Source organism: Streptomyces sp. NPDC045026, assembly GCF_056432625.1.
Window position 1 is genome coordinate 1 of record NZ_JBWKIS010000019.1, and the last position, 21,602, is coordinate 21,602.

General features: G+C 71.3%; 20 protein-coding genes. 12 read left to right on the plus strand and 8 right to left on the minus strand.

All coding sequences use genetic code 11. From position 1 onward, the window contains the following. Positions 1-197: 197 nt before the first annotated feature. The gene (locus AC07EJ_RS31120) at positions 198-1,424 is read right to left on the minus strand and encodes a glycoside hydrolase family 64 protein (RefSeq protein ID WP_478885514.1); all 1,227 of its coding nucleotides are present in this window, start codon (positions 1,422-1,424) and stop codon (positions 198-200) included. Positions 1,425-1,725: 301 nt separating this feature from the next. On the opposite strand from AC07EJ_RS31120, the gene AC07EJ_RS31125 reads away from it, so the two are divergent. Continuing rightward, positions 1,726-2,517, plus strand: coding sequence for a VOC family protein (locus AC07EJ_RS31125; RefSeq protein ID WP_478885515.1), 792 nt, complete (start codon positions 1,726-1,728; stop codon positions 2,515-2,517). Between the two features lie 105 nt (positions 2,518-2,622). Then, a complete protein-coding gene (locus AC07EJ_RS31130; protein WP_389481503.1) occupies positions 2,623-2,886 on the plus strand; it encodes a WhiB family transcriptional regulator in 264 nt (87 codons plus the stop codon). Between the two features lie 72 nt (positions 2,887-2,958). Here the strand turns inward: AC07EJ_RS31130 and AC07EJ_RS31135 are convergent, their stop codons facing one another. From AC07EJ_RS31135 to AC07EJ_RS31145, 3 genes are all read right to left on the minus strand, one after another. Beyond that, positions 2,959-3,936, minus strand: coding sequence for an acyl-ACP desaturase (locus tag AC07EJ_RS31135; protein WP_266557742.1), 978 nt, complete (start codon positions 3,934-3,936; stop codon positions 2,959-2,961). A gap of 164 nt (positions 3,937-4,100) precedes the next feature. After that, the gene (gene ddaH / locus AC07EJ_RS31140) at positions 4,101-4,877 is read right to left on the minus strand and encodes a dimethylargininase (RefSeq protein ID WP_478885516.1); all 777 of its coding nucleotides are present in this window, start codon (positions 4,875-4,877) and stop codon (positions 4,101-4,103) included. A 238-nt stretch (positions 4,878-5,115) separates the two neighbouring features. Beyond that, on the minus strand, positions 5,116-6,750 hold the full coding sequence (locus tag AC07EJ_RS31145) for an ABC-F family ATP-binding cassette domain-containing protein (RefSeq protein ID WP_478885517.1): 1,635 nt from the start codon (positions 6,748-6,750) through the stop codon (positions 5,116-5,118). 350 nt (positions 6,751-7,100) lie between these two features. Here AC07EJ_RS31145 and AC07EJ_RS31150 point away from each other — a divergent pair, with 350 nt between their 5' ends. Together AC07EJ_RS31150 and AC07EJ_RS31155 are read left to right on the plus strand one after the other, a co-directional pair. After that, positions 7,101-7,790, plus strand: a complete 690-nt coding sequence (locus AC07EJ_RS31150; RefSeq protein WP_478885518.1) for a GOLPH3/VPS74 family protein — start codon at positions 7,101-7,103, stop codon at positions 7,788-7,790. 79 nt (positions 7,791-7,869) lie between these two features. Continuing rightward, positions 7,870-8,715 carry an isocitrate lyase/PEP mutase family protein gene (locus AC07EJ_RS31155; protein ID WP_478885519.1) on the plus strand — a complete coding sequence of 282 codons (846 nt, stop codon included), beginning with the start codon at positions 7,870-7,872 and terminating at the stop codon, positions 8,713-8,715. Positions 8,716-8,733: 18 nt separating this feature from the next. On the opposite strand, the gene ssgD is transcribed toward AC07EJ_RS31155, so the two are convergent. Beyond that, on the minus strand, positions 8,734-9,150 hold the full coding sequence (ssgD, locus tag AC07EJ_RS31160) for a spore wall synthesis regulator SsgD (protein ID WP_389481493.1): 417 nt from the start codon (positions 9,148-9,150) through the stop codon (positions 8,734-8,736). A gap of 237 nt (positions 9,151-9,387) precedes the next feature. On the opposite strand from ssgD, the gene AC07EJ_RS31165 reads away from it, so the two are divergent. Continuing rightward, positions 9,388-10,497, plus strand: a complete 1,110-nt coding sequence (locus tag AC07EJ_RS31165) for a WD40/YVTN/BNR-like repeat-containing protein (RefSeq protein WP_478885520.1) — start codon at positions 9,388-9,390, stop codon at positions 10,495-10,497. A gap of 16 nt (positions 10,498-10,513) precedes the next feature. On the opposite strand, the gene AC07EJ_RS31170 is transcribed toward AC07EJ_RS31165, so the two are convergent. Continuing rightward, on the minus strand, positions 10,514-10,813 hold the full coding sequence (locus AC07EJ_RS31170) for a YciI family protein (protein ID WP_393583282.1): 300 nt from the start codon (positions 10,811-10,813) through the stop codon (positions 10,514-10,516). A gap of 52 nt (positions 10,814-10,865) precedes the next feature. On the opposite strand from AC07EJ_RS31170, the gene AC07EJ_RS31175 reads away from it, so the two are divergent. Then, complete coding sequence (locus tag AC07EJ_RS31175; protein WP_389481487.1) at positions 10,866-11,570, plus strand: endonuclease V; 705 nt, start codon at positions 10,866-10,868, stop codon at positions 11,568-11,570. Between the two features lie 200 nt (positions 11,571-11,770). Here AC07EJ_RS31175 and AC07EJ_RS31180 read toward each other — a convergent pair whose 3' ends face one another. Next, positions 11,771-13,012: a saccharopine dehydrogenase family protein gene (locus tag AC07EJ_RS31180; RefSeq protein ID WP_389481485.1), complete on the minus strand. Its 1,242-nt coding sequence runs from the start codon at positions 13,010-13,012 to the stop codon at positions 11,771-11,773. 172 nt (positions 13,013-13,184) lie between these two features. On the opposite strand from AC07EJ_RS31180, the gene AC07EJ_RS31185 reads away from it, so the two are divergent. The 6 genes from AC07EJ_RS31185 to AC07EJ_RS31210 all read left to right on the plus strand — a co-directional run bounded on the left by AC07EJ_RS31185 (position 13,185) and on the right by AC07EJ_RS31210 (position 20,541). Continuing rightward, positions 13,185-13,505, plus strand: coding sequence for an MmcQ/YjbR family DNA-binding protein (locus AC07EJ_RS31185; protein ID WP_478885521.1), 321 nt, complete (start codon positions 13,185-13,187; stop codon positions 13,503-13,505). A 191-nt stretch (positions 13,506-13,696) separates the two neighbouring features. Further along, a complete protein-coding gene (locus tag AC07EJ_RS31190) occupies positions 13,697-14,833 on the plus strand; it encodes a CaiB/BaiF CoA transferase family protein (RefSeq protein ID WP_478885522.1) in 1,137 nt (378 codons plus the stop codon). Then, positions 14,833-15,858 carry an LLM class F420-dependent oxidoreductase gene (locus tag AC07EJ_RS31195; protein WP_389481481.1) on the plus strand — a complete coding sequence of 342 codons (1,026 nt, stop codon included), beginning with the start codon at positions 14,833-14,835 and terminating at the stop codon, positions 15,856-15,858. Before AC07EJ_RS31190 ends, AC07EJ_RS31195 begins: the two co-directional genes overlap by 1 nt. Positions 15,859-15,877: 19 nt before the next feature. Next, positions 15,878-17,020 (plus strand): acyl-CoA dehydrogenase family protein, encoded by a 1,143-nt coding sequence (locus AC07EJ_RS31200; RefSeq protein ID WP_389481542.1) that lies wholly within the window; start codon positions 15,878-15,880, stop codon positions 17,018-17,020. Positions 17,021-17,095: 75 nt separating this feature from the next. Continuing rightward, positions 17,096-18,310, plus strand: coding sequence for an acetyl-CoA C-acetyltransferase (locus AC07EJ_RS31205; protein WP_389481478.1), 1,215 nt, complete (start codon positions 17,096-17,098; stop codon positions 18,308-18,310). A gap of 41 nt (positions 18,311-18,351) precedes the next feature. Next, a complete protein-coding gene (locus AC07EJ_RS31210) occupies positions 18,352-20,541 on the plus strand; it encodes a 3-hydroxyacyl-CoA dehydrogenase NAD-binding domain-containing protein (RefSeq protein WP_478885523.1) in 2,190 nt (729 codons plus the stop codon). 25 nt (positions 20,542-20,566) lie between these two features. Here AC07EJ_RS31210 and AC07EJ_RS31215 read toward each other — a convergent pair whose 3' ends face one another. Further along, entirely contained in the window at positions 20,567-21,307 is a 741-nt protein-coding gene (locus AC07EJ_RS31215) for a MerR family transcriptional regulator (RefSeq protein WP_478885524.1), read from the minus strand. Between the last annotated feature and the right edge of the window lie 295 nt (positions 21,308-21,602).

Genomic DNA, 21,602 nt, shown 5'->3' on the forward strand with positions numbered 1-21,602 from the left:
GTGCGGTGAAGATTCGACACCTCCACCACACACGGAGGCCTTCGCCCTCTTCAAGGCCCGCGCGTGTCAACAACGCTCATGCTCAATACAGCTAGGGCCTGTCTGCGCACCGGCCGCACCGTGCCCCGACCGGCGCCCTCGCGGAGAGAGCCGCTGAACTCGTCCGCGGGGGCGCCGGGGCATGAACCGTCCGGGACCTACGATCCGACGCTGACGGTGAAGCGCCGGGGGTTCCCGTCGTGCGCCGCGCCGGACACGTCCGGCTGCCCGTCGGGGCGCACGTCGTCGTACGGGAAGGCGTACCCGATGGGCGAGTTGGCGTGCACGACCCGCGACCAGTGGTTGGTGACGTCACCCTGGTAGTAGTCGGCCGTCGTGGTGCCGTTCGGCTGCTCGGGGTGGGTCAGCATGATGCTGCGGTTGAACCCGGCGGCGAGACGGGCGAGGAGGCCCTTCTTGTCGTCGGGGTCGCCGGGGTTGTTGGTGAACGGGCCGTGGTTACAGGTGAAGATGTCCTTCGACGCGGGCTTGGGGAAGGTGTGCCCGCCGTCGAAGGTGAGGGTGTCGCCGCTGACGCGTCCCGTGAACACGCCCCGGCCGCCCTGGAGATCGATCTTCAGGTCCGTCGTGCGGTACTTCTCCCAGACCTGGTTGACATAGCTGTCCCAGACGTCCCGGAACGGCATCTCGTCGGGGCGGTCGAAGTACGGGGCCATCAGGTTCTGCGGCGAGATGACGCGCAGGACCTTGCCGTCGCCACCGCGGATGACGAGCTTGTCCCAGGGCTGCCCGTCCTTGGCGGTCTGGGCCGTGAGATCCGCGGCGATCCTGTCCACGGCGCCGTCCGGGAGCGGTGCGACGGTGTGCGTGGCGTCGCCCTCCAGGGTCAGGCCGATGGGCAGGGCCGTCACCAGGTCGACGTAGCTGATGTTCGCGTACAACTGGTCGGAGTTGAAGGTGAATTCGCAGAACGACCAGGTCTTGCCGTAGTTCGCGTCGGTGGAGGTCGCGAAGGCCGGCTCGACGAGCGCTGGGCCCGGGTTGAGGAAGAATTCGAGCGTGTTGTCGCGGACGAAGTAGACGCGGGCGCCGTACATCTGAGGCAGCGTCAGGACTTTCGGTGCCGAGCCCGCCGCGCCCAGCGGGATGGCGCAGTCGACGGGCAGCGGGGTCTGCGGGGCGGACGGCGAGTCGGGGTGGTAGACCCCGCCGTCGGGCTTGAGCAGTACCCAGCGGTCGGTGCCCTGCTCGTGGCCCGTGACGTAGGCGCGCACGGTGCCGGGCAACGACTTGTTCTGCAGGGCGAGTTCGCAGGTGGCGGGGGCCGCCTTGGCGTCCGGGCTGAGGGCGCTGCCCCAGGCCGGGTAGGTGAGTGCGGTGGCGGCCGTGGCGGCGCCGGTCAGGAACAGTCTGCGCGATATCACGGAGGACTCCTGAGATGTGGGGGAGCCCTACTGTTTCGAGTGGCGCGCGACGGGTCAAGACTTGTGACGGGGAGCGCTCCCATTTCTTCGGACCGTTCAACTCTTGGCGATGGTCAGGCGAGAGCCAGGCAATGGTCGAGCGATGGCCGGGAGATGGTCGGGAGGCGGTCAGGCGATGGCTCGGTGGCCGCCCGGGGTGGTGGCGGCGTGTGGAAGGGCCGTTGTCAGTGGGCGGTGCCAGACTCGGTCAGGCAGACAACGGGACCCCTGCAAGGGGGGCACCCTCAACGAGGAGGGCACCATGCTCACCACCCGTTTCGTCGACGGCTCGCCCAACTGGCTGGATCTCGGAACCCCGGATCTCGACGCCGCCGTTTCCTTCTACAGCGGACTCTTCGGCTGGCAGTTCCAGTCGGGCGGCCCCGAAGTCGGCGGCTACGGCCAGTTCCAGCTGGACGGCAGGAGCGTCGCCGGCGGTGTGAAGGTCACGCCCGACCAGGCCCCGCCGTCCTGGACCGTCTACTTCCAGACGCAGGACGCGGACGCGACCGTGAAGGCCGCGGAGCAGGCCGGCGGATCCGCGCCGTTCCAGACCATGGACGTGCTGGACCTGGGCCGCATGGCCGTCGTCGCCGACCCCGCGGGGGCGACGTTCGGCCTCTGGCAGCCAGGGCGGAACAAGGGCCTGGATCTCGCCACGGACGACGGTTCGCTCAACTGGATCGAGCTGTACACCCCGGACGTCGCCGCGGCGAAGGACTTCTACGGCTCGGTGCTCGGCTGGGGCACGTTCGACGTCTCGTTCCCCGGCGGCACGTATGTGACGGTGAACCCGGCGGGCACGAGCGAGGACGACATGTTCGGCGGCATGGTCACGCTGGGCGACGACCCGGCGGAGTCCGACATCGGGGCCCACTGGTCGCCGTACTTCCATGTGCCGGACGTCGACGCGATCGCCGCCCGGACCCAGGAGCTCCGCGGTAAGGTGCGCTTCGCGCCCACGAACCTGCCCGGCGTCGGCCGCATCGCCAAGCTGACCGACCCGCAGGGCGCCCGCTTCGCGGTGATCAAGGGAGACCCGGACCAGACCTGAGCCGGGTCGGGCCGGGCAGGACGGGCGCAGGTTGCGATCCGCCCGGCGCGCCGCGTTGATCAGTCGTTGATCGTCTGTTTTTCGCCACGCGGCACGATCTTCGGCATGTACTCGAACCACACGCTGCGCCCCGTGGCGAGCGTCCCCGTGGCCCCCGTCCCCTCATGGCAGGACGAGGCGCTGTGCGCCCAGACGGGCGCCGACTTCTTCTTTCCCGAGCCCGGCAGCTCCGTGCGCGAGGCGAAGAGCATCTGCGGTCGGTGCGAGATGCGATCCGCCTGCCTGGAGTACGCGCTCGCCAACGACGAACGCTTCGGCGTCTGGGGCGGCCTCTCCGAGAAGGAGCGTTACCAGCTGCGCCGCGGCTGAGCGGGGCACGTGCCCATGACGCGGCACGCCCCGGGCGCGTGGCCCGGGGCGTGCTTGCGTGACGGAGGTGGGTCAGCCGGCGGCGCGGGCCACCATGCGGGCCTTGCGGGCCGCCAGCTTCTCGTCGAACTTGGCGGCCTCGCTGTCCAGGCCGCCCATGTACAGACCGAGCTCCTCCTGCGCCTTGAGACCCTCCGGGCCGAGCCCGTCGATGTCCAGGACCTTCAGGAAGCGCAGCACGGGCTGGATCACGTCGTCGTGGTGGATGCGCATGTTGTAGATCTCGCCGATGGCCATCTGGGCGGCGGCGCGCTCGAAGCCGGGCATGCCGTGTCCGGGCATCCGGAAGTTGACGACGACGTCGCGCACGGCCTGCATCGTGAGGTCGGGGGCGAGCTCGAAGGCCGCGCCGAGCAGGTTCCGGTAGAAGACCATGTGCAGGTTCTCGTCGGTGGCGATGCGCGCCAGCATGCGGTCGCAGACCGGGTCGCCCGACTGGTGGCCGGTGTTGCGGTGCGAGACGCGGGTCGCGAGTTCCTGGAAGGCGACGTACGCGACCGAGTGCAGCATCGAGTGCCGGTTGTCGGACTCGAAGCCCTCGGCCATGTGAGCCATGCGGAACTGCTCGAGCTGGTCCGGGTCGACGGCGCGCGACGCCAGCAGGTAGTCACGCATCACGATGCCGTGGCGGCCCTCCTCGGCGGTCCAGCGGTGCACCCAGGTGCCCCAGGCGCCGTCGCGGCCGAAGAGGGAGGCGATCTCGTGGTGATAGCTGGGGAGGTTGTCCTCGGTCAGCAGGTTGACGACGAGCGCGATGCGGCCGATCTCGGTGACCTTGGACTGGTCCTTCGCCCAGGCCTCGCCGTCCTCGAAGAAGCCGGGGAAGTTACGGGCGTCGGCCCACGGCACGTACTCGTGCGGCATCCAGTCCTTGGCCACCTTGAGGTGCCGGTTCAGTTCCTTCTCGACCACTTCCTCCAGCGCGTACAGCAGCTGGGCGTCGGTCCAGGTGGAGGACGAGCTGCCGAGGTGGGGAGAGGTGATGGTCACGAGGGCTCCAGGGGGACGGGAGTAATGCGAGGGGACGAGCTCGCAGGCACGAGCGGTTGTACCTACGGTGTCGTAGGTTACGTTGCCGTAGGTTAAACCCTCTGTAAAGGGCCCCCCGGAACCGGCCCCTCCGGTCTCAGTGACCTCTATGGCTTCATTGCGCCTCAGAAGTGCAGCTCGCGGAGCCGGACTGAGAGGCACGTCACACAGCCTTCGAGTTTCTCGAACTCGCTGATGTCCACGAGAACCGGCTCCAGGCCGAGTTCCGCGTACAGCTCCGCCGTCCTCGGCGCGCTCGCCGCCATCAGGAGCTTCCCGCCACCGAGGAGCACCACATGCGCTCCGGCCTCCTCCGGGACGGGCAGGAAGCGCGGGAAGAGCGACGGCACGTCCACCATCGGCTCGTGTCCGACGACCGTGCCGTCGGGCAGGGCCGTCACCGCCGACTTCAGGTGCAGCACCTTGCTGACCGGTACGGCGACGACCTTCGCCCCGAGCGGCTCGAACGCGGCCCGCAGCTGTCGCACGCCGTCCGCGTTCGTGCGCCCGCCCCGGCCCACGTAGATCGTGTCGCCGACCTTGAGGACGTCGCCGCCGTCGAGTGTGCCCGGCTCCCGCACCCGGTTCACGGAGCAGCCGAGCCGGGCCACGGCCTCCTCGACGCCCGCGGTCTCCCTGCGCCGGGATGCGGCGCCGGGCCGGGTGATCAGCGCGACGTTGCGGTACATGACCACCGCGTCCTCGACGAAGACCGCGTCGGGGCACTCGTCGGCGGCCTCGACCTCCACCGTCTCCCAGCCGTGCTCCACAAGCACCGCGACATAGGCCTCCCACTGCGTGAGCGCCAGATCCGGGTCGACGGGTGTGCGCTCGACATGCGTGACGAGCCCGTCCACGAGGCGGGGTCCGGGGCGGCGGATCAAGGCCTTCTGGCTGGGCACGTGCGGCTCCTCGGGGCGGGACGGCTCGTGGACGGGCTCGTGGTGAGCTCGGGCGGGCTCATGGATGGTCCGGCCCGGACATCATGCACAGTGCGATGCGGACATGATGCACAGCACGGCGCAGACATCATGCGCAACCCGGCGCGGACATCATGCACAGCTCGGCGCCGGTGACGGAATCCCCTGCTTGTGGCCCGATTCCGCGCGTCGCCCGCCCGTCGCCCGCCCGAAGCGCGAGCTACCCGCCGTACCCGCCCCCCTCCTTAGTGATGTCCCGGAGCCGGCCCCCTTCCATGAGCAGCGTGCGCGTGACCCCGATGGACTCCAGGAACGGCAGGTCGTGGCTCGCCACGAGCAGCGCGCCCTCGTAGGACTCCAGGGCCGAGGTCAGCTGCCGGACGCTCGCCAGGTCGAGGTTGTTCGTCGGCTCGTCGAGCATCAGCAGCTGGGGGGCCGGCTCGGCGAGCATCAGCGCCGCGAGGGTCGCCCTGAACCGCTCGCCGCCCGAGAGGGTCGCCGCCGCCTGATCGGCCCGTGCCCCCTTGAACAGGAAGTGGGCGAGCCGCGCCCTGACGCGGTTGTTCGTCGCCCCGGGAGCGAACCGAGCCACGTTCTCGGCGACGGTCAGACCCTCGTCGAGCACGTCGAGCCGCTGCGGCAGGAAGCGCAGCGGAACATGCGCCACCGCCTCACCCGCGAGGGGCTCGAGGCCCCCCGCGATCGTGCGCAGGAGCGTCGTCTTGCCCGAACCGTTCCGCCCCACGAGAGCGATCCGCTCCGGACCGCGCAGCTCGAACTCGCCCTCGACGCAAGCCCCGTAGGCCATGCGAAGCTGACGCAACGTGAGAACCGAGCGCCCCGGCGGCACCGCCGTGTGCGGCAGATCGACGCGGATCTCGTCGTCGTCGCGCACGGCCTCCACCGCCTCGTCGAGGCGCTCCTTGGCCTCGGCGAGACGGCCCTCGTGCAGTTGGCGGTGCTTGCCCGCGGAGACCTGGGCCTGCCGCTTGCGCTGCGCCATGATCGCCTTCGGTTCGCGCTTGGTGTCCCACATCTTCTGTCCGTAGCGCTTGCGCCGGGCCAACTTGACCTGGGCGTCCGCCAGTTCGCGCTTCTGCTTCTTCAGGTCGGCATCGGCGACCCGCACCATGCGCTCCGCCGCCTCCTGCTCGGTCGCGAGCGCCTCCTCGTACGCGGAGAGGTTCCCGCCGTACCGGACGAGACCACCCGGACGCAGATCGGCGATCTGGTCGACGCGTTCCAGGAGTTCACGGTCGTGGCTGACCACGACCATGACGCCCGGCCACGCCTCCACGGCCGCATACAGGCGCCTGCGGGCGGGCAGGTCGAGGTTGTTCGTCGGCTCGTCGAGCAGCAGGACGTCGGGGCGGCGCAGGAGCAGCGCGGCGAGGCGGATCAGGACCGACTCGCCTCCCGAGAGCTCGCCGACGGTGCGGTCGAGGCCGATGCGGCCGAGGCCGAGCCCGTCGAGGGTCGCGACGGCGCGCTCCTCGACGTCCCAGTCGTCGCCGACCGCGGCGAAGTGCTCATCGCGCACGTCGCCCGCCTCGATGGCGTGCAGCGCGGACCGCGCACGGGCGATGCCGAGGGCCTCGTCGACGCGGAGGGAGGTGTCGAGGGTGACGCTCTGCGGCAGGTAGCCGATCTCGCCCTGCACCTTCACGGCGCCGTCGGCCGGGGTGAGTTCTCCGGCGATGAGCTTCAACAGCGTTGACTTACCCGCGCCGTTGAGGCCGATGAGCCCGGTCCTGCCGGGGCCGAACGCGGCCTGAAGGTCGTCGAACACCCGTGTGCCGTCGGGCCAGGCGTAGGTGAGGGAGGTGCAGGTGATGGAAGTGGGGGAGGTAGACATACGGCCTCGCGGTCGCTCGGTGGGAACGGTGGGCAGCGCATGGGGACACCGCGGGCGACCACAGCCGGAAGGAACGAGAGCGCACGGGGCGCGAAGGGAGGTCCCGCACCGGATTCCGGCAGGAGGACGGCTCGATCATCCGAGGTCGCACACGCAGGACACAGGGCGCACCGCTGGGGTGCGGCCGCGTGACGCGGTGTCTCAGAACCTCAGAAGAGCAACGTCCTACTCCGATCGACGACAACAGGATCAACGGGAACGCTGTCCACCGTACGAACGTGGCTGTGGGCCGTCAACGAATTATCGTGGGCCCTCACGCCCTCACGCCTACCCCGCAGGAGGAGACCTCCGTGCCCCACGGCTCGCTCTCGCTGCCCGCCCGGCTCTTTCTGCTGGGCTTCGACACGGAGAAGGGCAGGGTCTCCGGCGCCCCCGACCTCGCGCTCGCCGTCCGCGCCGCGGCGCTCGTCGAACTGGCCCGGCGCCGCATCATCAGCGACGTGGACGGGGTCGTCACCCCGGTCTTCGACGCGCGCACCGGCGACCCCGTCCTCGACGAACTCATGGAGCTCGCCGAGGAGTCGAGGCCGCGCACCTGGCGCACCTGGATCGGCTACCGCTCCCGCGCCACCCTCGACACCGTGCGCCGCCAACTCGCCTCCGAGGGCTATCTGTCGGCCGAGCGCAAGCGCGTCCTCGGACTCTTCCCGGTGACCCGGTACGGCCTGGAGCGCGCCGGATACGTCGAGGTGCTGCGGGCCGAGGTGCTCGGCGCGCTGGAGGGGGCCGAGCCGGCCGGCCGGGTGGACGAGGACGACGCGGTCCTCGCGGTACTCGCCGCCACGGGCAAGCTGCGCCGGCTGATCCCCGGCAGGACCCGGCGCACGCACCAGGACCGCCTCGACCACCTCACCGAGCGCGCCGGCGGCATGTCCCCCGAACTGCGGCAGAGCCTGGGCGACATCCGTGCCGCGCTCGCCGCGGCCGTCAAGGCGGCGGAGGCGTCGCGGGCCTCGGCGGCCGGGGGCGGCGGGGGCTGAAAAGGGCCCGGCCGGTGTCACACGTACGTGTCGGATTCTCGCCGGCCGCGTGCGGGCCCCGGATGGTTGGCTGTGCGGCATGACGAACCGTACGCACCTGAATGACCAGGCGCTGGCCTTCCGCTCGCTGCACGTCGCCGGCCGCCCGCTCGTCCTGCCCAACGCCTGGGACGTCGCGAGTGCCCGCATCGTCGCGGACGCCGGAGCCGCAGCCGTCGCCACCACCAGCGCCGGGTTGTCCTGGGACCTGGGCGTGGCCGACGGGGACCGGCTCGGCAGGGACGAGGCGTTCGACGCCGTCGCGCGGATCGCCGCCGCCGTGGAGGTGCCGGTGACCGCTGACATCGAGAGCGGCTACGCCGACGCGACCCAGGACGTCGCCGTCACCGTGCGCGCCGTCCTCGACGCCGGAGCGGTGGGAGTCAACATCGAGGACGCCTGGCACGGCGGGAGCGCCCCCCTGCGGCCCGCAGGGGCGCAGGGGGAGCGGATCGCGGTGGCCCGCGCCGCGGCGGACGCGGAGGGCGTGGCCCTGTTCGTGAACGCCCGCGTCGACACGTATCTGATGGGCGTGGGAGAGCCGCAGGAGCGGCTCGCGGCGACGCTGGAGCGGGCCGCTGCCTACCTCGCGGCGGGAGCGGACGGGATCTTCGTGCCCGGGGCCGTCGACCCGGTGACAGTGAAGGCGCTCGTCGCCGGCGTCGAGGGGCCGCTCAACATGATGGCGTGGCCCGGGGCGCCGTCCGTGGCCGAGTTCGCCGCGCTCGGGGTCGCCCGCATCAGCGTCGGCGCGGGCATCGCGCAGGCCGCGCACGCCCTCGTCCGCAGGGCGGCCCGGGAACTGCTCACCGAGGGAACGTACGGGAGCCTGGCCGGCGGGCTCGACTACGGGGAGCTCAACACCCTCCTCGGCAACGGGAGTTGAGCCCGTAGGCGGGGTTGGTCAGTACGCGTCCCGCATCAGCTCCGCCAGATCGCTGTCCAGGTCCACGTGCAGATGCTCGTCGCCCACCGGCACCAGCGCCGCCGTGCTGCTGAGGAAGCGGCGCAGCTCGCCCGTCCGGACGTGCACGATCGCGGTGCCTTCGTGGGCGTGGAACTCCAGGACCGTGCGGTCGAAGCCGTACGGCCGCACCCGGACGTCGCCCGCACCGGCCGGCTCCCGCACCCCGGCGGAGAGGAGCTCGCGGGCGAACGTCCAGCTCACGTCGACGCCCTCGAGCGTGGCCGGTGCGGGGAACGACATGCGCACGGCGAAGGGGTCCCGCATGTCGTAGCGCAACGCCGCGGGAATGGTCGACATCCGCGGCGCGGCGGCGACGAGACGGGCCTCTACGGCTTGCTCGATGACGGTGGACAACGCCTGCTCCCTTGTGACGGCTGAACGGACGGCGGTTCGGGCAACAGCTCGGACGGCGAGTCGGACGACGGGTGGGGCGCCGGGTAGCACTCCCCGTCACTTGAAGAGACGGCGGAACGAGGGAATCCGTGCACCGAACGGCCGGGGAAAGGCGAGTGACCTGTGTCACCGGTCTCCGGCGCCCCGGTGAGCGGGCCATCTGGACGGGGCCGTGGGAGTGGGCTAGCTTCGCCCGCCATGAGGGGCATGGGGAAGTCGAGACGCATGGTGTCCATGGGGCTGGCCGGGGCGGCACTCGCCCTCGCGTTCACTCCGGCGGGTCCGGCGCAGGCCGCCGGCGGGCACACACAGGCGAGGCCGCAGGGGACGCACACGGCGCCGCATTGGGACCTGAAGGACAGCGGCACCGACGCGCGGTTCCGGGGACTCGCCGCGGTGAGCCGCGACGCCGCCTGGGTGGCCGGGAGCAAGGGCACGGTCCTTCGCACCTCGGACGGCGGCGCCCACTGGCGGAACGTGTCGCCGCCGGGCGCGGGCGAGCTGGAGTTCCGCGACATCGAGGCCTTCGACAGCCGGCGCGCGGTCGTCCTCGCGATCGGCGAGGGCGACGCCTCGCGGGTCTTCCGCACGGACGACGGCGGGGCCACCTGGACCGAGTCGTTCCGCAACCCGGATCCGAAGGCGTTCTACGACTGCCTGACGTTCTTCGACGCGCGCCACGGACTCGCGATGAGTGACCCCGTGGACGGCAAGTACCGCATCCTGTCCACGCGCGACGGAGGACGCTCCTGGGACGTCCTGCCCAGCGCCGGCATGCCCGCGGCGCAGGAGGGCGAGGCCGGTTTCGCGGCGAGCGGGCAGTGCCTGGTCAGCTCCGGTCCGCGGGACGTGTGGCTGGCCACGGGCGGGGCCGCACGCGCACGCGTGCTGCACTCGTCGGATCGTGGTCTGACCTGGCGGGCGACCGACGCCCCGATCCCGGCGGGCGACCCGGCGCGCGGCGTCTTCGGCCTCGCGTTCCGCGACCGTACGCACGGCATCGCGGTCGGCGGCGACTACCGCGCGGACCAGGCGTCCCCGAGGGCCTCGGCCACGACGCGCGACGGCGGCCGCACCTGGACGACGTCGGCCACGCCCGTCCCCGCCTACCGCTCGGGCGTCACCTGGCTCCCGCACAGCCGCACGAGCGCCCTCGCGGTCGGCCCGACGGGGACCGACCTCACCCTCGACGCGGGCCGCACCTGGCGCACCGTCGACACGGGCTCGTACGACACGGCGGACTGCACCCACGACGGCGCCTGCTGGGCCTCGGGCGAGAAGGGGCGCATCGCCCGGCTCGAACGGTGACCCGGGCCGGAGCCGGCTAGCCGTCCAACTGCTGGCGGAAGCGCTCCAGTTCGGGTGCCGTCTTCCTCGCGATGAACTCCGTGACGCGGTACTCGCACACGTCGCCGGTGACGAAGGGGTCGGCCGCCGTGATCTTCTCGATCTGCGCGCGGTCGTCCCCGACGGCGAGGATGATCCCGCCGTCGCGCGGGTTCTTGCGGCCGGAAGCGATGAAGACACCGGCTTCGTACTGCTCGTCGAGCCAGGCGATGTGCGCTGCGTGCAGCGCGTCGACGCGCTCGACCGGGGCCGTGTAGGTCAGCTCAAGTACAAACATGATCGCCAGGCTACCCGTGGCCCGCCGGCCCCGCTCTATGGTGGGCGCCATCATGAGTCACCAACAGATCCTCGCCGACTGGCCCGCCGACGAGCGCTCCGCCCGCGCGGTCCAGGACGCTCTGCGCGCCCGCGTTGTCCTCGACGAGCCGGGGCCCCCGCCCGGGACCGGACTCGTCACCGGTGTCGACGTGGCCTACGACGACGAGCGTGACCTCGTCGCGGCGGCGGCCGTAGTGCTCGACGCGGCGACCCTCGAAGTTGTCGAGGAGTCCACCGCCGTCGGGCGGATCTCTTTCCCGTACGTGCCGGGCCTGCTGGCCTTCCGTGAGATCCCGACCGTCGTCGCCGCGCTGGAGGCCCTCAACTCCCGCCCCGGGCTTGTCGTCTGCGACGGGTACGGCCTGGCGCACCCGCGCCGCTTCGGCCTCGCCAGCCACCTCGGGGTCCTGACGGGGCTGCCCACGATCGGTGTCGCGAAGAACCCGTTCACCTTCACGCACGAGGAACCGGACGCGCCGCGCGGCAGCACGGCGTCCCTGCTGGACGGCGACGAGGAGGTCGGCCGGGCACTGCGCACCCGGGACGGCGTCAAACCCGTCTACGTCTCCGTCGGCCACCGCACGAGCCTCGACACCGCGTGCGCCCACACCTTGCACCTCACGCCGAAGTACCGCCAGCCCGAGACGACCCGCAGAGCCGACGCGCTGTGCAGGCGGGCCCTCGCGGAGGCCCAGGACGACGCCGCGCGCGCGTAGGCCACTTCCCGCGCCCTCGGCGGAGCCCAAGGCGTGTCCCCGCGCGCGTAGTCACCTGCCGTGATCCCGCGCGCGTAGCCACCTGCCGCGCCCTCGGCGGAGCCAAGGCGTGACTCCGCGAGCGGTCACCTGCCGTGATCCCGCGCGCGTAGCCACTTCCCGCGTTGCCCAAGGCGTGTCCCCGCGCGCGTAGTCCCCCGTTATCGCGTCGCGGCCACCCGGAACGTGATCCCCGCTTCCCGCAGGCGCGTCGTCAGGGCATCACCCATCGCGACGGCCGTCGTGACCTGGCCCGAGGTCTCGGGCAGGTCGTCGAGTGCCAGGCACATCGCGGACTCGCCGAGCATCTTCGCCGTCTCGTCGTAGCCGGGGTCCCCGCCCGAGACCTCCGTGAACACCCGGCGGCCGCCGCCCTCGCCGACGAAGCGCACCGAGAACCAGCTCGCCGCGCGCCGCGCCTCGTCCGGCCCGTCACCCGGCTTGAGGCGTCCGGACAACCACCGGCGCGCGGGCGGCAGTTGGGCGGCGGCGAACAGCGCGCCCGTCGCCGCGACCCCGCCGAACGCGACGGGCAGGTGCCGCACGGCGGCGTAGTGCCGGTAGCGGAAGTCGGGGCCGTAGCGCTCCAGCGCCCGCGCGGACCGCTGCACGACCTGTGGGTCGATCGTCGGGAGCGGCAGCGCCCACGCGTCGACCTCCTTGGCGTAGCGGGGCGCGCCCGTCGGCGCGTACGCCCTGCGGCCGACCAGGCGTGGCTGGTGCCGCCGCCGGTCCTGCTGCGCGGCCAGCATCTGCCGGCCCCGCGAGAACTGGGTCAGCGCGGACGCGAACGTGCCGCCCGAGAACGTCGCGTTCGACCGTACGAACCCGTCGATGCGCAGCGGCACGTCCTCGGGGAGCTGCCCCACCGTGAAGTGCACGCCCAGGTCGTGCGGGATCGAGTCGAAGCCGCACGCGTGGACGAGGCGCGCCCCGGTCTCCCGCGCGCGGGCGTCGTGCCGCACGTACGTGACGTCGACGAACTCCGGCTCGCCGCACAGGTCCGTGTAGTCGGTGCCCTCCTCGGCGCACGCGGCCACCAGATCCTGGCCGTAGGTCACGTACGGGCCGACGGTCGTGGCCACCACGCGCGTGCGTGCCGCGAGAGCGCGCAGGGATGCCGGGTCGGCGACGTCGGCGCGGACCAGCGGCAGCACGGCGCACGCGGGATCGATCGTGGTGAGGCGCTCGCGCAGCCGCTCCAGCTTCCCCATGTCGCGCCCCGCGACGGCCCACCGCAGTCCCTCGGGCGCGTGTGCCGCCAGATACTCGGCGGTGAGCGCGCCGGCGAACCCGGTCGCACCGAAGAGCACGATGTCGTACTCGCGGCCCGCCCTGTCGGCTCCGCCGGGCCTGTCCCGTATGTCTCGATCCTTGCCGCGCCCGCTGTCCTGCCTGGTCATGACACCTCTCAGCCCTGTGCCCCGTGCCGTTGTCGGTGGCCGAGGCTAGCGTGAGGGGTGAGCGGAGGTTCAGGGGCCCCGCCTGGAGCGGGAGGTCGTCGTAGCCGAGCCCAAGAAGCCGTCGCAGCGGGCGCTCAAGACCTGGGCGCGCGTACGGGAGTTCGCCCTCGGAATGCCGGGGGCCACGGAGGACTTCCCGTGGGGCGAGACGGTCGCGAAGGTGAACAAGAAGGTGTTCGTGTTCCTCGGCGTCGACGACGGCAGCTGTCCGATGGGGCTCACGGTCAAGCTCAGGGACGAGGAGGCCCACGCGCACGCCCTGACGACTCCTGGAGCCGAGCCCGCCGGATACGGCCTCGGCCAGGCGGGCTGGGTGCGGATCCCGCTGGATGTGAAGGGAGCCCCGAGCGCGGAGCTGCTCTGTGACTGGGTGGAGGAGAGCTTCCGGACGGTGGCCACGAAGAAACTCGTCGCCGAGCTGGACGCGCGATGAGCGCCGCCCCGGCCGGACGGGACGGCATGCCGTCTCAGGCGAGTTACCCCGAATCCATACGCGCCTCCTGGCAACACCGGAGCACCGCGTCGTAAATTACTAAGCGCTTGCTCGCCAGGGGTTGTGCTGAGTGGAACACGTTCTTAGCATCGCTGGTGTTACATCAGTTGTGTCACAGTGCTGGGGGCTCGATGGCAGTGGCAGGGATGACGGACAGCGGCCCGCTCGCCGGGGTGCGCGTGGTCGAACTGGCGGGCATCGGCCCGGGCCCGTTCGCCGCGATGCTCCTCGCCGACCTGGGCGCCGATGTCGTGCGCGTGGACCGCCCCGGCGGCGCCGGGCTCGCGATCAACCCCGAGTACGACATCACGAACCGAAACAAACGCTCCGTGATCATCGACCTCAAGGCGCAGGACGGCCCCGCGCGCGTCCTCGACCTCGTCGACAAGGCGGACGTCCTCATCGAGGGCTACCGGCCCGGGGTCGCCGAGCGCCTAGGCGTCGGCCCCGACGCCTGCCACGCCCGCAACCCCCGCCTCATCTACGGACGCATGACCGGTTGGGGCCAGGAAGGCCCCCTCGCGCAGCGCGCCGGGCACGACATCGCGTACATCGCCCTCACCGGCACCCTCGGCATGATCGGCAAGCCCGACGAGCCGCCGACCGTCCCCGCGAACCTCGTCGGGGACTACGCAGGCGGCTCGCTCTACCTCGTCGTCGGCATCCTCGCCGCCCTCCACCACGCGCGCGACACCGGCACGGGCCAGGTCGTGGACGCCGCGATCGTCGACGGCGCCTCGCACCTCGCCGCGATGATCCACGGCATGCTCGCGGCCGGCGGCTGGCAGGACCGGCGCGGCAGCAACCTCCTCGACGGCGGCTGCCCGTTCTACGGGACGTACGAGACCTCCGACGGCCAGTACATGGCGGTCGGCGCCCTTGAGCAGCAGTTCTACGACGAGTTCAGCGCGCTCCTCGGCATCGGGGACACGGCCCCCGCCCGCAAGGACCTCGCCCGCTGGGGCGAGCTGCGCGACGCAGTCGCCGCCCGCTTCAAGACCCGTACCCGCGAGGAGTGGACCGCCGTCTTCGAGGGGTCCGACGCGTGCGTGGCGCCGGTCCTCTCCCTGCGCGAGGCGCCCGGCCACCCCCACCTGGCCGCGCGCGGCACCTTCACCGACCACGGCGGCATCACTCAGCCCGCCCCCGCACCCCGCTTCTCCGCGACTCCCACCGCCGTCCGCAGCGGCCCCGCGCAGCCGGGCGCCGACACCGCCGCAGTGGCCCGCGACTGGGACGTACCGAGTCTGACGAAGGAAGAGAACTGATGGAGCTGTCCGCACCCCTCGCCTACGCAGCCGACCCCCGGCAGGCGGCCGACGACGCCGCCGCGCTCGAGTCGGCGGGACTCGACGCCGTCTGGGTCGCGGAGGCCTACGGCTTCGACTCGCCCACGATCATGGGCTATCTCGCTGCCCGCACCGAGCGCATGAAGATCGGCGCCGCGATCCTCAACGTCTATTCGCGCACGCCCGCCCTCATCGCCCAGACCGCCGCCGGACTCGACGCGGTCTCCGGCGGCCGCGCCATCATCGGCCTGGGCGCGTCGGGCCCGCAGGTCGTCGAGGGCTGGCACGGAAAGGCGTACGACAAGCCGCTCGGCCGCACCCGCGAGACCATCGAGCTGACCCGCCGCATCCTGCGCCGCGAGGTCATCGACCACCACGGCATCACGGACATGCCCCTGCCCGCGGAGAAGGGCGGCAGGCTCGGCAAGCCCCTGAAGATCCTCGCCAAGCCCGTACGCCCCGAAGTCCCGCTGTACGTCGCCTCGTTGGGCCCGGCGAACGTGCGGATGACCGCCGAGATCGCCGACGGCTGGCTGCCCACCCTCTTCATCCCGGAGAAGGCCCAGCAGGTCTGGGGCACCCCGCTCGCCGAGGGCGCCGCGAAGCGCGCCCCCGAGCTCGGACCGCTCCAGATCGTCGCCGGCGGCCTGCTCGCCATCGGTGAGGACGCGGCAGCCGCCCGCGACCTCGCCCGCCCCAACATCGCCCTCTACGTGGGCGGCATGGGAGCGGTCGGCAAGAACTTCTACAACGACCTCGCCGTGGCCTACGGCTACGAGAAGGAGGCCAAGCTCATCCAGGAGCTCTACCTCTCGGGGAAGAAGAAGGAGGCCGAGGCCGCCGTCCCGGACGAGTTCTGCGAGCTCATGAGCCTGTGCGGGCCCGAGAGCTACGTGCGCGAGCGTGTCGAGGCCTTCCGCGCCGCGGGCGTCACCATGCTGAACGTCATCCCGGTCGGCCCCGAGCCCGCCCGGCTGGTCGAGACCGTCAAGAGCTGGCTGTAGGGAGGGCACCACGATGGCAATGGAACGGCAGATCTTCACCGCTGAGCACGACGCGTTCCGCGAGACCGTCCGCACCTTCCTCGCCAAGGAGGTCACCCCCCACTACGAGCAGTGGGAGAAGGACGGCATCGTCTCGCGCGAGGCCTGGCTCGCGGCCGGACGCCAGGGCCTCCTCGGGCTCGCCGTGCCCGAGGAGTTCGGGGGCGGCGGCAACGCCGACTTCCGCTACAGCGCCGTCATCGCCGAGGAGTTCACCCGCGCGGGAGCAGCCGGTCTCGCGATCGGACTCCACAACGACATCATCGGGCCGTATCTGACCTCGCTCGCCACGGACGAGCAGAAGCGCCGCTGGCTGCCCGGTTTCTGCGACGGCTCCCTGATCACCGCCATCGCGATGACCGAGCCGGGCGCCGGATCCGACCTCCAGGGCATCCGCACCACGGCCGAGGACCGTGGCGACCACTGGGTGCTGAACGGCTCCAAGACGTTCATCTCGAACGGGATCCTCGCCGACCTCGTGATCGTCGTCGCGAAGACGACGCCCGACGGCGGCGCCCACGGCCTGTCCCTCCTGGTCGTCGAGCGCGGCACGGACGGCTTCGAACGCGGCCGTAACCTCGACAAGATCGGCCAGAAGTCCCAGGACACGGCCGAGCTCTTCTTCAACGACGTCCGCGTCCCGAAGGAGAATCTCCTCGGCGAGCTCAACGGCGCCTTCGTCCACCTGATGACGAACCTCGCGCAGGAGCGCATGGGCATCGCCGTCGCCGGGATCGCCGCCGCGGAGCACCTCCTGGAGATCACCACGACCTACGTCAAGGAGCGCGAGGCCTTCGGCCGACCGCTCGCCAAGCTCCAGCACATCCGGTTCGAGATAGCCGAGATGGCCACCGAGTGCGCCGTCACCCGGACCTTCCTGGACCGCTGCATCGTCGACCACTCGAACGGCGAACTCGACGCGGTGCACGCCTCGATGGCCAAGTGGTGGGCCACCGAGCTCCAGAAGCGCGTGGCCGACCGCTGCCTCCAACTCCACGGCGGCTACGGCTACATGACGGAGTACCGCGTCGCGAAGGCCTTCACCGACGGACGCATCCAGACGATCTACGGCGGCACGACGGAGATCATGAAGGAGATCATCGGGCGCTCGCTGCTCGGCTGACTCCCCACGGACCTACCGGCCCACCGGCCCGGCCCACCCTCATTGCTCGGCCCACCCTCATTGAAAGGCAAGCGAGTGAGCACCGAAGCGTACGTATACGACGCGATCCGCACCCCGCGCGGACGCGGCAAGGCGAACGGCGCCCTGCACGGCACCAAGCCGATCGACCTCGTCGTCGGACTGATCCACGAGGTCCAGCGGCGCTTCCCGGGCCTCGACCCCGCCGCCATCGACGACATCGTGCTCGGCGTCGTCGGCCCGGTCGGCGACCAGGGCTCCGACATCGCGCGGATCGCGGCCATCGCGGCCGGGCTCCCGGACACGGTGGCGGGTGTGCAGGAGAACCGCTTCTGTGCGTCGGGCCTCGAAGCGGTCAACCTGGCGGCCATGAAGGTCCGTTCGGGCTGGGAGGACCTCGTCCTCGCGGGTGGCGTCGAGTCGATGTCGCGCGTCCCGATGGCCTCGGACGGCGGCGCCTGGTTCGCCGACCCGATGACCAACTACGAGACGGGCTTCGTGCCGCAGGGCATCGGCGCGGACCTGATCGCCACCATCGAGGGCTTCTCGCGGCGTGACGTCGACGAGTACGCGGCCCTCTCGCAGGAGCGCGCGGCCGCCGCCGTGAAGGACGGCCGCTTCTCCCGCTCCGTCGTGCCCGTCACGGACCGCAGCGGCCTGACCGTCCTCGACCACGACGAGTTCCTGCGCCCCGGCACGACCGCCGACTCGCTCGCCAAGCTGAAGCCGTCGTTCGCGGACATCGGCGACCTCGGCGGCTTCGACGCCGTCGCGCTGCAGAAGTACCACTGGGTCGAGAAGATCGACCACGTCCACCACGCGGGCAACTCCTCCGGCATCGTCGACGGCGCGTCCCTCGTCGCCATCGGCACCAAGGAGGTCGGCGAGCGCCACGGCCTGACCCCGCGCGCGCGGATCGTCTCCGCGGCCGTCTCCGGTTCCGAGCCCACCATCATGCTCACCGGACCCGCGCCGGCGACCCGCAAGGCTCTCGCCAAGGCGGGCCTGACCATCGACGACATCGACCTCGTCGAGATCAACGAGGCGTTCGCCGCCGTCGTCCTGCGCTTCGTCAAGGACATGGGCCTCTCCCTCGACAAGGTCAACGTCAACGGCGGCGCCATCGCGCTCGGCCACCCGCTCGGCGCCACCGGCGCGATGATCCTCGGCACCCTCATCGACGAACTGGAGCGCCAGGACAAGCGCTACGGCCTCGCCACGCTGTGCGTCGGCGGCGGCATGGGCATCGCCACGATCGTCGAGCGACTCTGACCCCCGTCCTTTCCCGCACTGGCATCTACGGAGCAGCAGAAATGACCGAGAGCACCACCATCCGCTGGGAACAGGACGAGACCGGAATCGTCACCCTCGTCCTCGACGACCCCAACCAGTCCGCGAACACGATGAACCAGGCGTTCAAGGACTCCATCGCCGCGATCGCCGACCGCGCCGAGGCCGAGAAGGACTCGATCCGCGGCATCATCTACACCTCCGCGAAGAAGACGTTCTTCGCGGGCGGTGACCTGAAGGACATGATGAAGGTCGGCCCCGACAACGCCCAGCAGGCGTTCGAGACCGGCACCGGCATCAAGAACTCCCTGCGCCGCATCGAGACGCTCGGCAAGCCCGTCGTCGCGGCGATCAACGGCGCGGCCCTGGGCGGTGGCTACGAGATCGCGCTCGCCTCCCACCACCGCATCGCCCTCGACGCGCCCGGCTCCAAGATCGGCCTCCCGGAGGTCACGCTGGGCCTGCTCCCCGCGGGCGGCGGCGTCACGCGCACCGTACGCCTCATGGGCATCACCGACGCCCTGTTGAAGGTGCTCCTCCAGGGCACCCAGTACACCCCGAAGCGCGCCCTGGAGAACGGCCTCGTCCACGAAGTGGCGGCCACGCCCGAGGAGATGCTCGCCCAGGCCCGCGCCTTCATCGACGCCAACCCCGAATCGCAGCAGCCCTGGGACAAGCCCGGCTACCGCATCCCGGGCGGCACCCCGGCCAACCCGAAGTTCGCGGCGAACCTGCCCGCCTTCCCGGCCAACCTCAAGAAGCAGACGAACGGCGCCCCCTACCCGGCCCCGCGCAACATCCTCGCCGCGGCCGTCGAGGGCTCCCAGGTCGACTTCGAGACGGCGCTGATCATCGAGGCGCGCTACTTCACCGAGCTGGTGACCGGCCAGATCGCGAAGAACATGATCCAGGCGTTCTTCTTCGACCTCCAGGCGGTGAACTCGGGCGCGAACCGGCCCAAGGGCATCGAGAAGCGCACCGTCCGCAAGGTCGCGGTCCTCGGCGCCGGCATGATGGGCGCGGGCATCGCCTACTCGTGTGCCCGCGCGGGCATCGAGGTCGTCCTCAAGGACGTGACCGCCGACGCCGCCGCACTGGGCAAGGGCTACTCCGAGAAGCTCTGCGCCAAGGCCGTCTCCCGCGGCCGCACCACGCAGGAGAAGGCGGACGCGCTCCTCGCCCGGATCACGCCCACCGCCGACCCGCAGGACCTCGCGGGCTGCGACGCCGTGATCGAGGCCGTCTTCGAGGACCCGGCGCTCAAGCACAAGGTGTTCAAGGAGATCCAGCACGTCATCGAGCCCGACGCGCTGCTGTGCTCCAACACCTCGACCCTGCCGATCACCCTCCTCGCCGAGGGCGTCGAGCGGCCCGAGGACTTCATCGGGCTGCACTTCTTCTCGCCCGTCGACAAGATGCCGCTCGTCGAGATCATCAAGGGCGAGCGCAGCGGTGACGAGGCGCTCGCCCGCGCCTTCGACCTGGTCCGCCAGATCAGCAAGACGCCGATCGTCGTGAACGACTCGCGCGGGTTCTTCACCTCGCGTGTCATCGGGCACTTCATCAACGAGGGCGTCGCGATGGTCGCCGAGGGCATCGAGCCCGCGTCCGTCGAGCAGGCCGCCGCCCAGGCCGGCTACCCGGCCAAGGTCCTGTCCCTGATGGACGAGCTGACGCTGACCCTGCCCCGCAAGATCCGTAACGAGACCAAGCGGGCGGTCGAGGAAGCGGGCGGCACCTGGGCGGGCCACCCGTCGGACGTCGTCATCGACCGCATGGTCGAGGAGTTCGACCGTCCCGGACGCAGCGGCGGCGCCGGCTTCTACGAGTACGTGGACGGCAAGCGCGCCGGTCTGTGGCCGGGCCTGCGCGAGCACTTCACCAAGCCGGGATACGAGATCCCGTTCGAGGACATGCAGGAGCGCATGCTCTTCTCCGAGGCGCTCGACACCGTGCGCCTCCTGGAGGAGGGCGTCCTGACCTCGGTCGCCGACGCCAACATCGGCTCCATCTTCGGCATCGGCTTCCCGGGCTGGACCGGCGGCGTGCTCCAGTACATCAACGGCTACGACGGCTACGCCGGGGCAGGTGCCGGCCTGCCCGGCTTCGTGGCCCGCGCGCGCGAGCTCGCCGAGCGCTACGGCGAGCGCTTCGAGCCGACCGCGCTGCTCGTCGAGAAGGCCGAGAAGGGCGAGACCTTCACCGACGCCTGACGGGCACGGGGTTCCGCGCCGGGGGTCAGCCCTCGGCGCGGAACGCCTCGCGAAGCTGCTCCTTGAGTGACCGCTGGAACGCCGTGACCAGCGCCTGCACCACCATCGGCTGCATATGGGCCGACAGGGACTTCATGGCCGCCACGTGCGCGGGGTCCTCGGGGTTCGACTCCCGCTCCCGGTAGGGCCCCCACACCTCGTCGCGGAACAGTCGCGTCAGCTCCTGGGCGGCGTCCCGTGTGTGCTCCATGAGGACGGTGCGCGCCGCCAGGATCGTCTCGTGCGCGATCGGCACTCCGAGGAGCTCCACCCCGAGCCGCAGCAGACCGGGGTCCACGCGGAAGGTGTCGCTGTCCTCCAGGTACGCGACGACCCCCATCGCGGCCAGCCGGTCCACATCCTCCCCGGACAGGGCGCGCCCGGCCCGGCGCTCCAGCTCGGCCCGTGTGACGTCCTCCTCCGCGTCCGGGGCCCAGCTCGCGACCAGCGCGCGGTGGATCGCCAGATCGTGCGCGCTCAGGTCCGCGGGCAGCTGCTCCAGATACCGCTCGATCGCGGAGAGCGTCATGCCCTGGTGCTGGAGCTCCTCGATGAGCGCGAGCCGCGAGAGGTGGTCCCGGCCGTAGTGGCCGACCCGGCGCGGCCCGATCACCGGCGGCGGTAGCAGGCCCTTCGTGCTGTAGAAGCGGATCGTACGGACAGTGACGCCCGCGCGCGCGGCCAGTTCGTCGACCGTGAGCGTCGGCTCCGCGGTGTCCGTCGTCATGCTGCGCCTCGCTTCTCGGGTCCCGCGTCCGCCCTGCTCCGGTTCCGCACCGGGCAGGTTCAACAGTATTGCTGACACACCAATGTTGTGAAAGCGCGGTGCGGCGGAAAAGGCGGGCGTGAAGGGGCGGTTGGGGCGTGAGCGAGTGCTTATACGCCTCGCCGAACCCGCTGTACAGGGGTTGATCATCATGTGAGAAGTCCCGCTATGTGATCTCCGCCACCGCGTGCTCCCTGCTTCGTGGGGGAAGGTGCACAGTCGGTCCGCGCCATGTCAGGGATGTCGCGGGCTGCAG

Coding starts and splice junctions, on each gene's coding strand:
- AC07EJ_RS31125 (WP_478885515.1), top strand. CDS start 1,726: ATGCTCACCACCCGTTTCGTCGACGGCTCGCCCAACTGGCTGGATCTC.
- AC07EJ_RS31130 (WP_389481503.1), top strand. CDS start 2,623: ATGTACTCGAACCACACGCTGCGCCCCGTGGCGAGCGTCCCCGTGGCC.
- AC07EJ_RS31145 (WP_478885517.1), bottom strand. CDS start 6,750: ATGTCTACCTCCCCCACTTCCATCACCTGCACCTCCCTCACCTACGCC.
- AC07EJ_RS31155 (WP_478885519.1), top strand. CDS start 7,870: ATGACGAACCGTACGCACCTGAATGACCAGGCGCTGGCCTTCCGCTCG.
- AC07EJ_RS31165 (WP_478885520.1), top strand. CDS start 9,388: ATGAGGGGCATGGGGAAGTCGAGACGCATGGTGTCCATGGGGCTGGCC.
- AC07EJ_RS31170 (WP_393583282.1), bottom strand. CDS start 10,813: ATGTTTGTACTTGAGCTGACCTACACGGCCCCGGTCGAGCGCGTCGAC.
- AC07EJ_RS31175 (WP_389481487.1), top strand. CDS start 10,866: ATGAGTCACCAACAGATCCTCGCCGACTGGCCCGCCGACGAGCGCTCC.
- AC07EJ_RS31180 (WP_389481485.1), bottom strand. CDS start 13,012: ATGACCAGGCAGGACAGCGGGCGCGGCAAGGATCGAGACATACGGGAC.
- AC07EJ_RS31185 (WP_478885521.1), top strand. CDS start 13,185: ATGCCGGGGGCCACGGAGGACTTCCCGTGGGGCGAGACGGTCGCGAAG.
- AC07EJ_RS31190 (WP_478885522.1), top strand. CDS start 13,697: ATGGCAGTGGCAGGGATGACGGACAGCGGCCCGCTCGCCGGGGTGCGC.
- AC07EJ_RS31195 (WP_389481481.1), top strand. CDS start 14,833: ATGGAGCTGTCCGCACCCCTCGCCTACGCAGCCGACCCCCGGCAGGCG.
- AC07EJ_RS31200 (WP_389481542.1), top strand. CDS start 15,878: ATGGAACGGCAGATCTTCACCGCTGAGCACGACGCGTTCCGCGAGACC.
- AC07EJ_RS31210 (WP_478885523.1), top strand. CDS start 18,352: ATGACCGAGAGCACCACCATCCGCTGGGAACAGGACGAGACCGGAATC.
- AC07EJ_RS31215 (WP_478885524.1), bottom strand. CDS start 21,307: ATGACGACGGACACCGCGGAGCCGACGCTCACGGTCGACGAACTGGCC.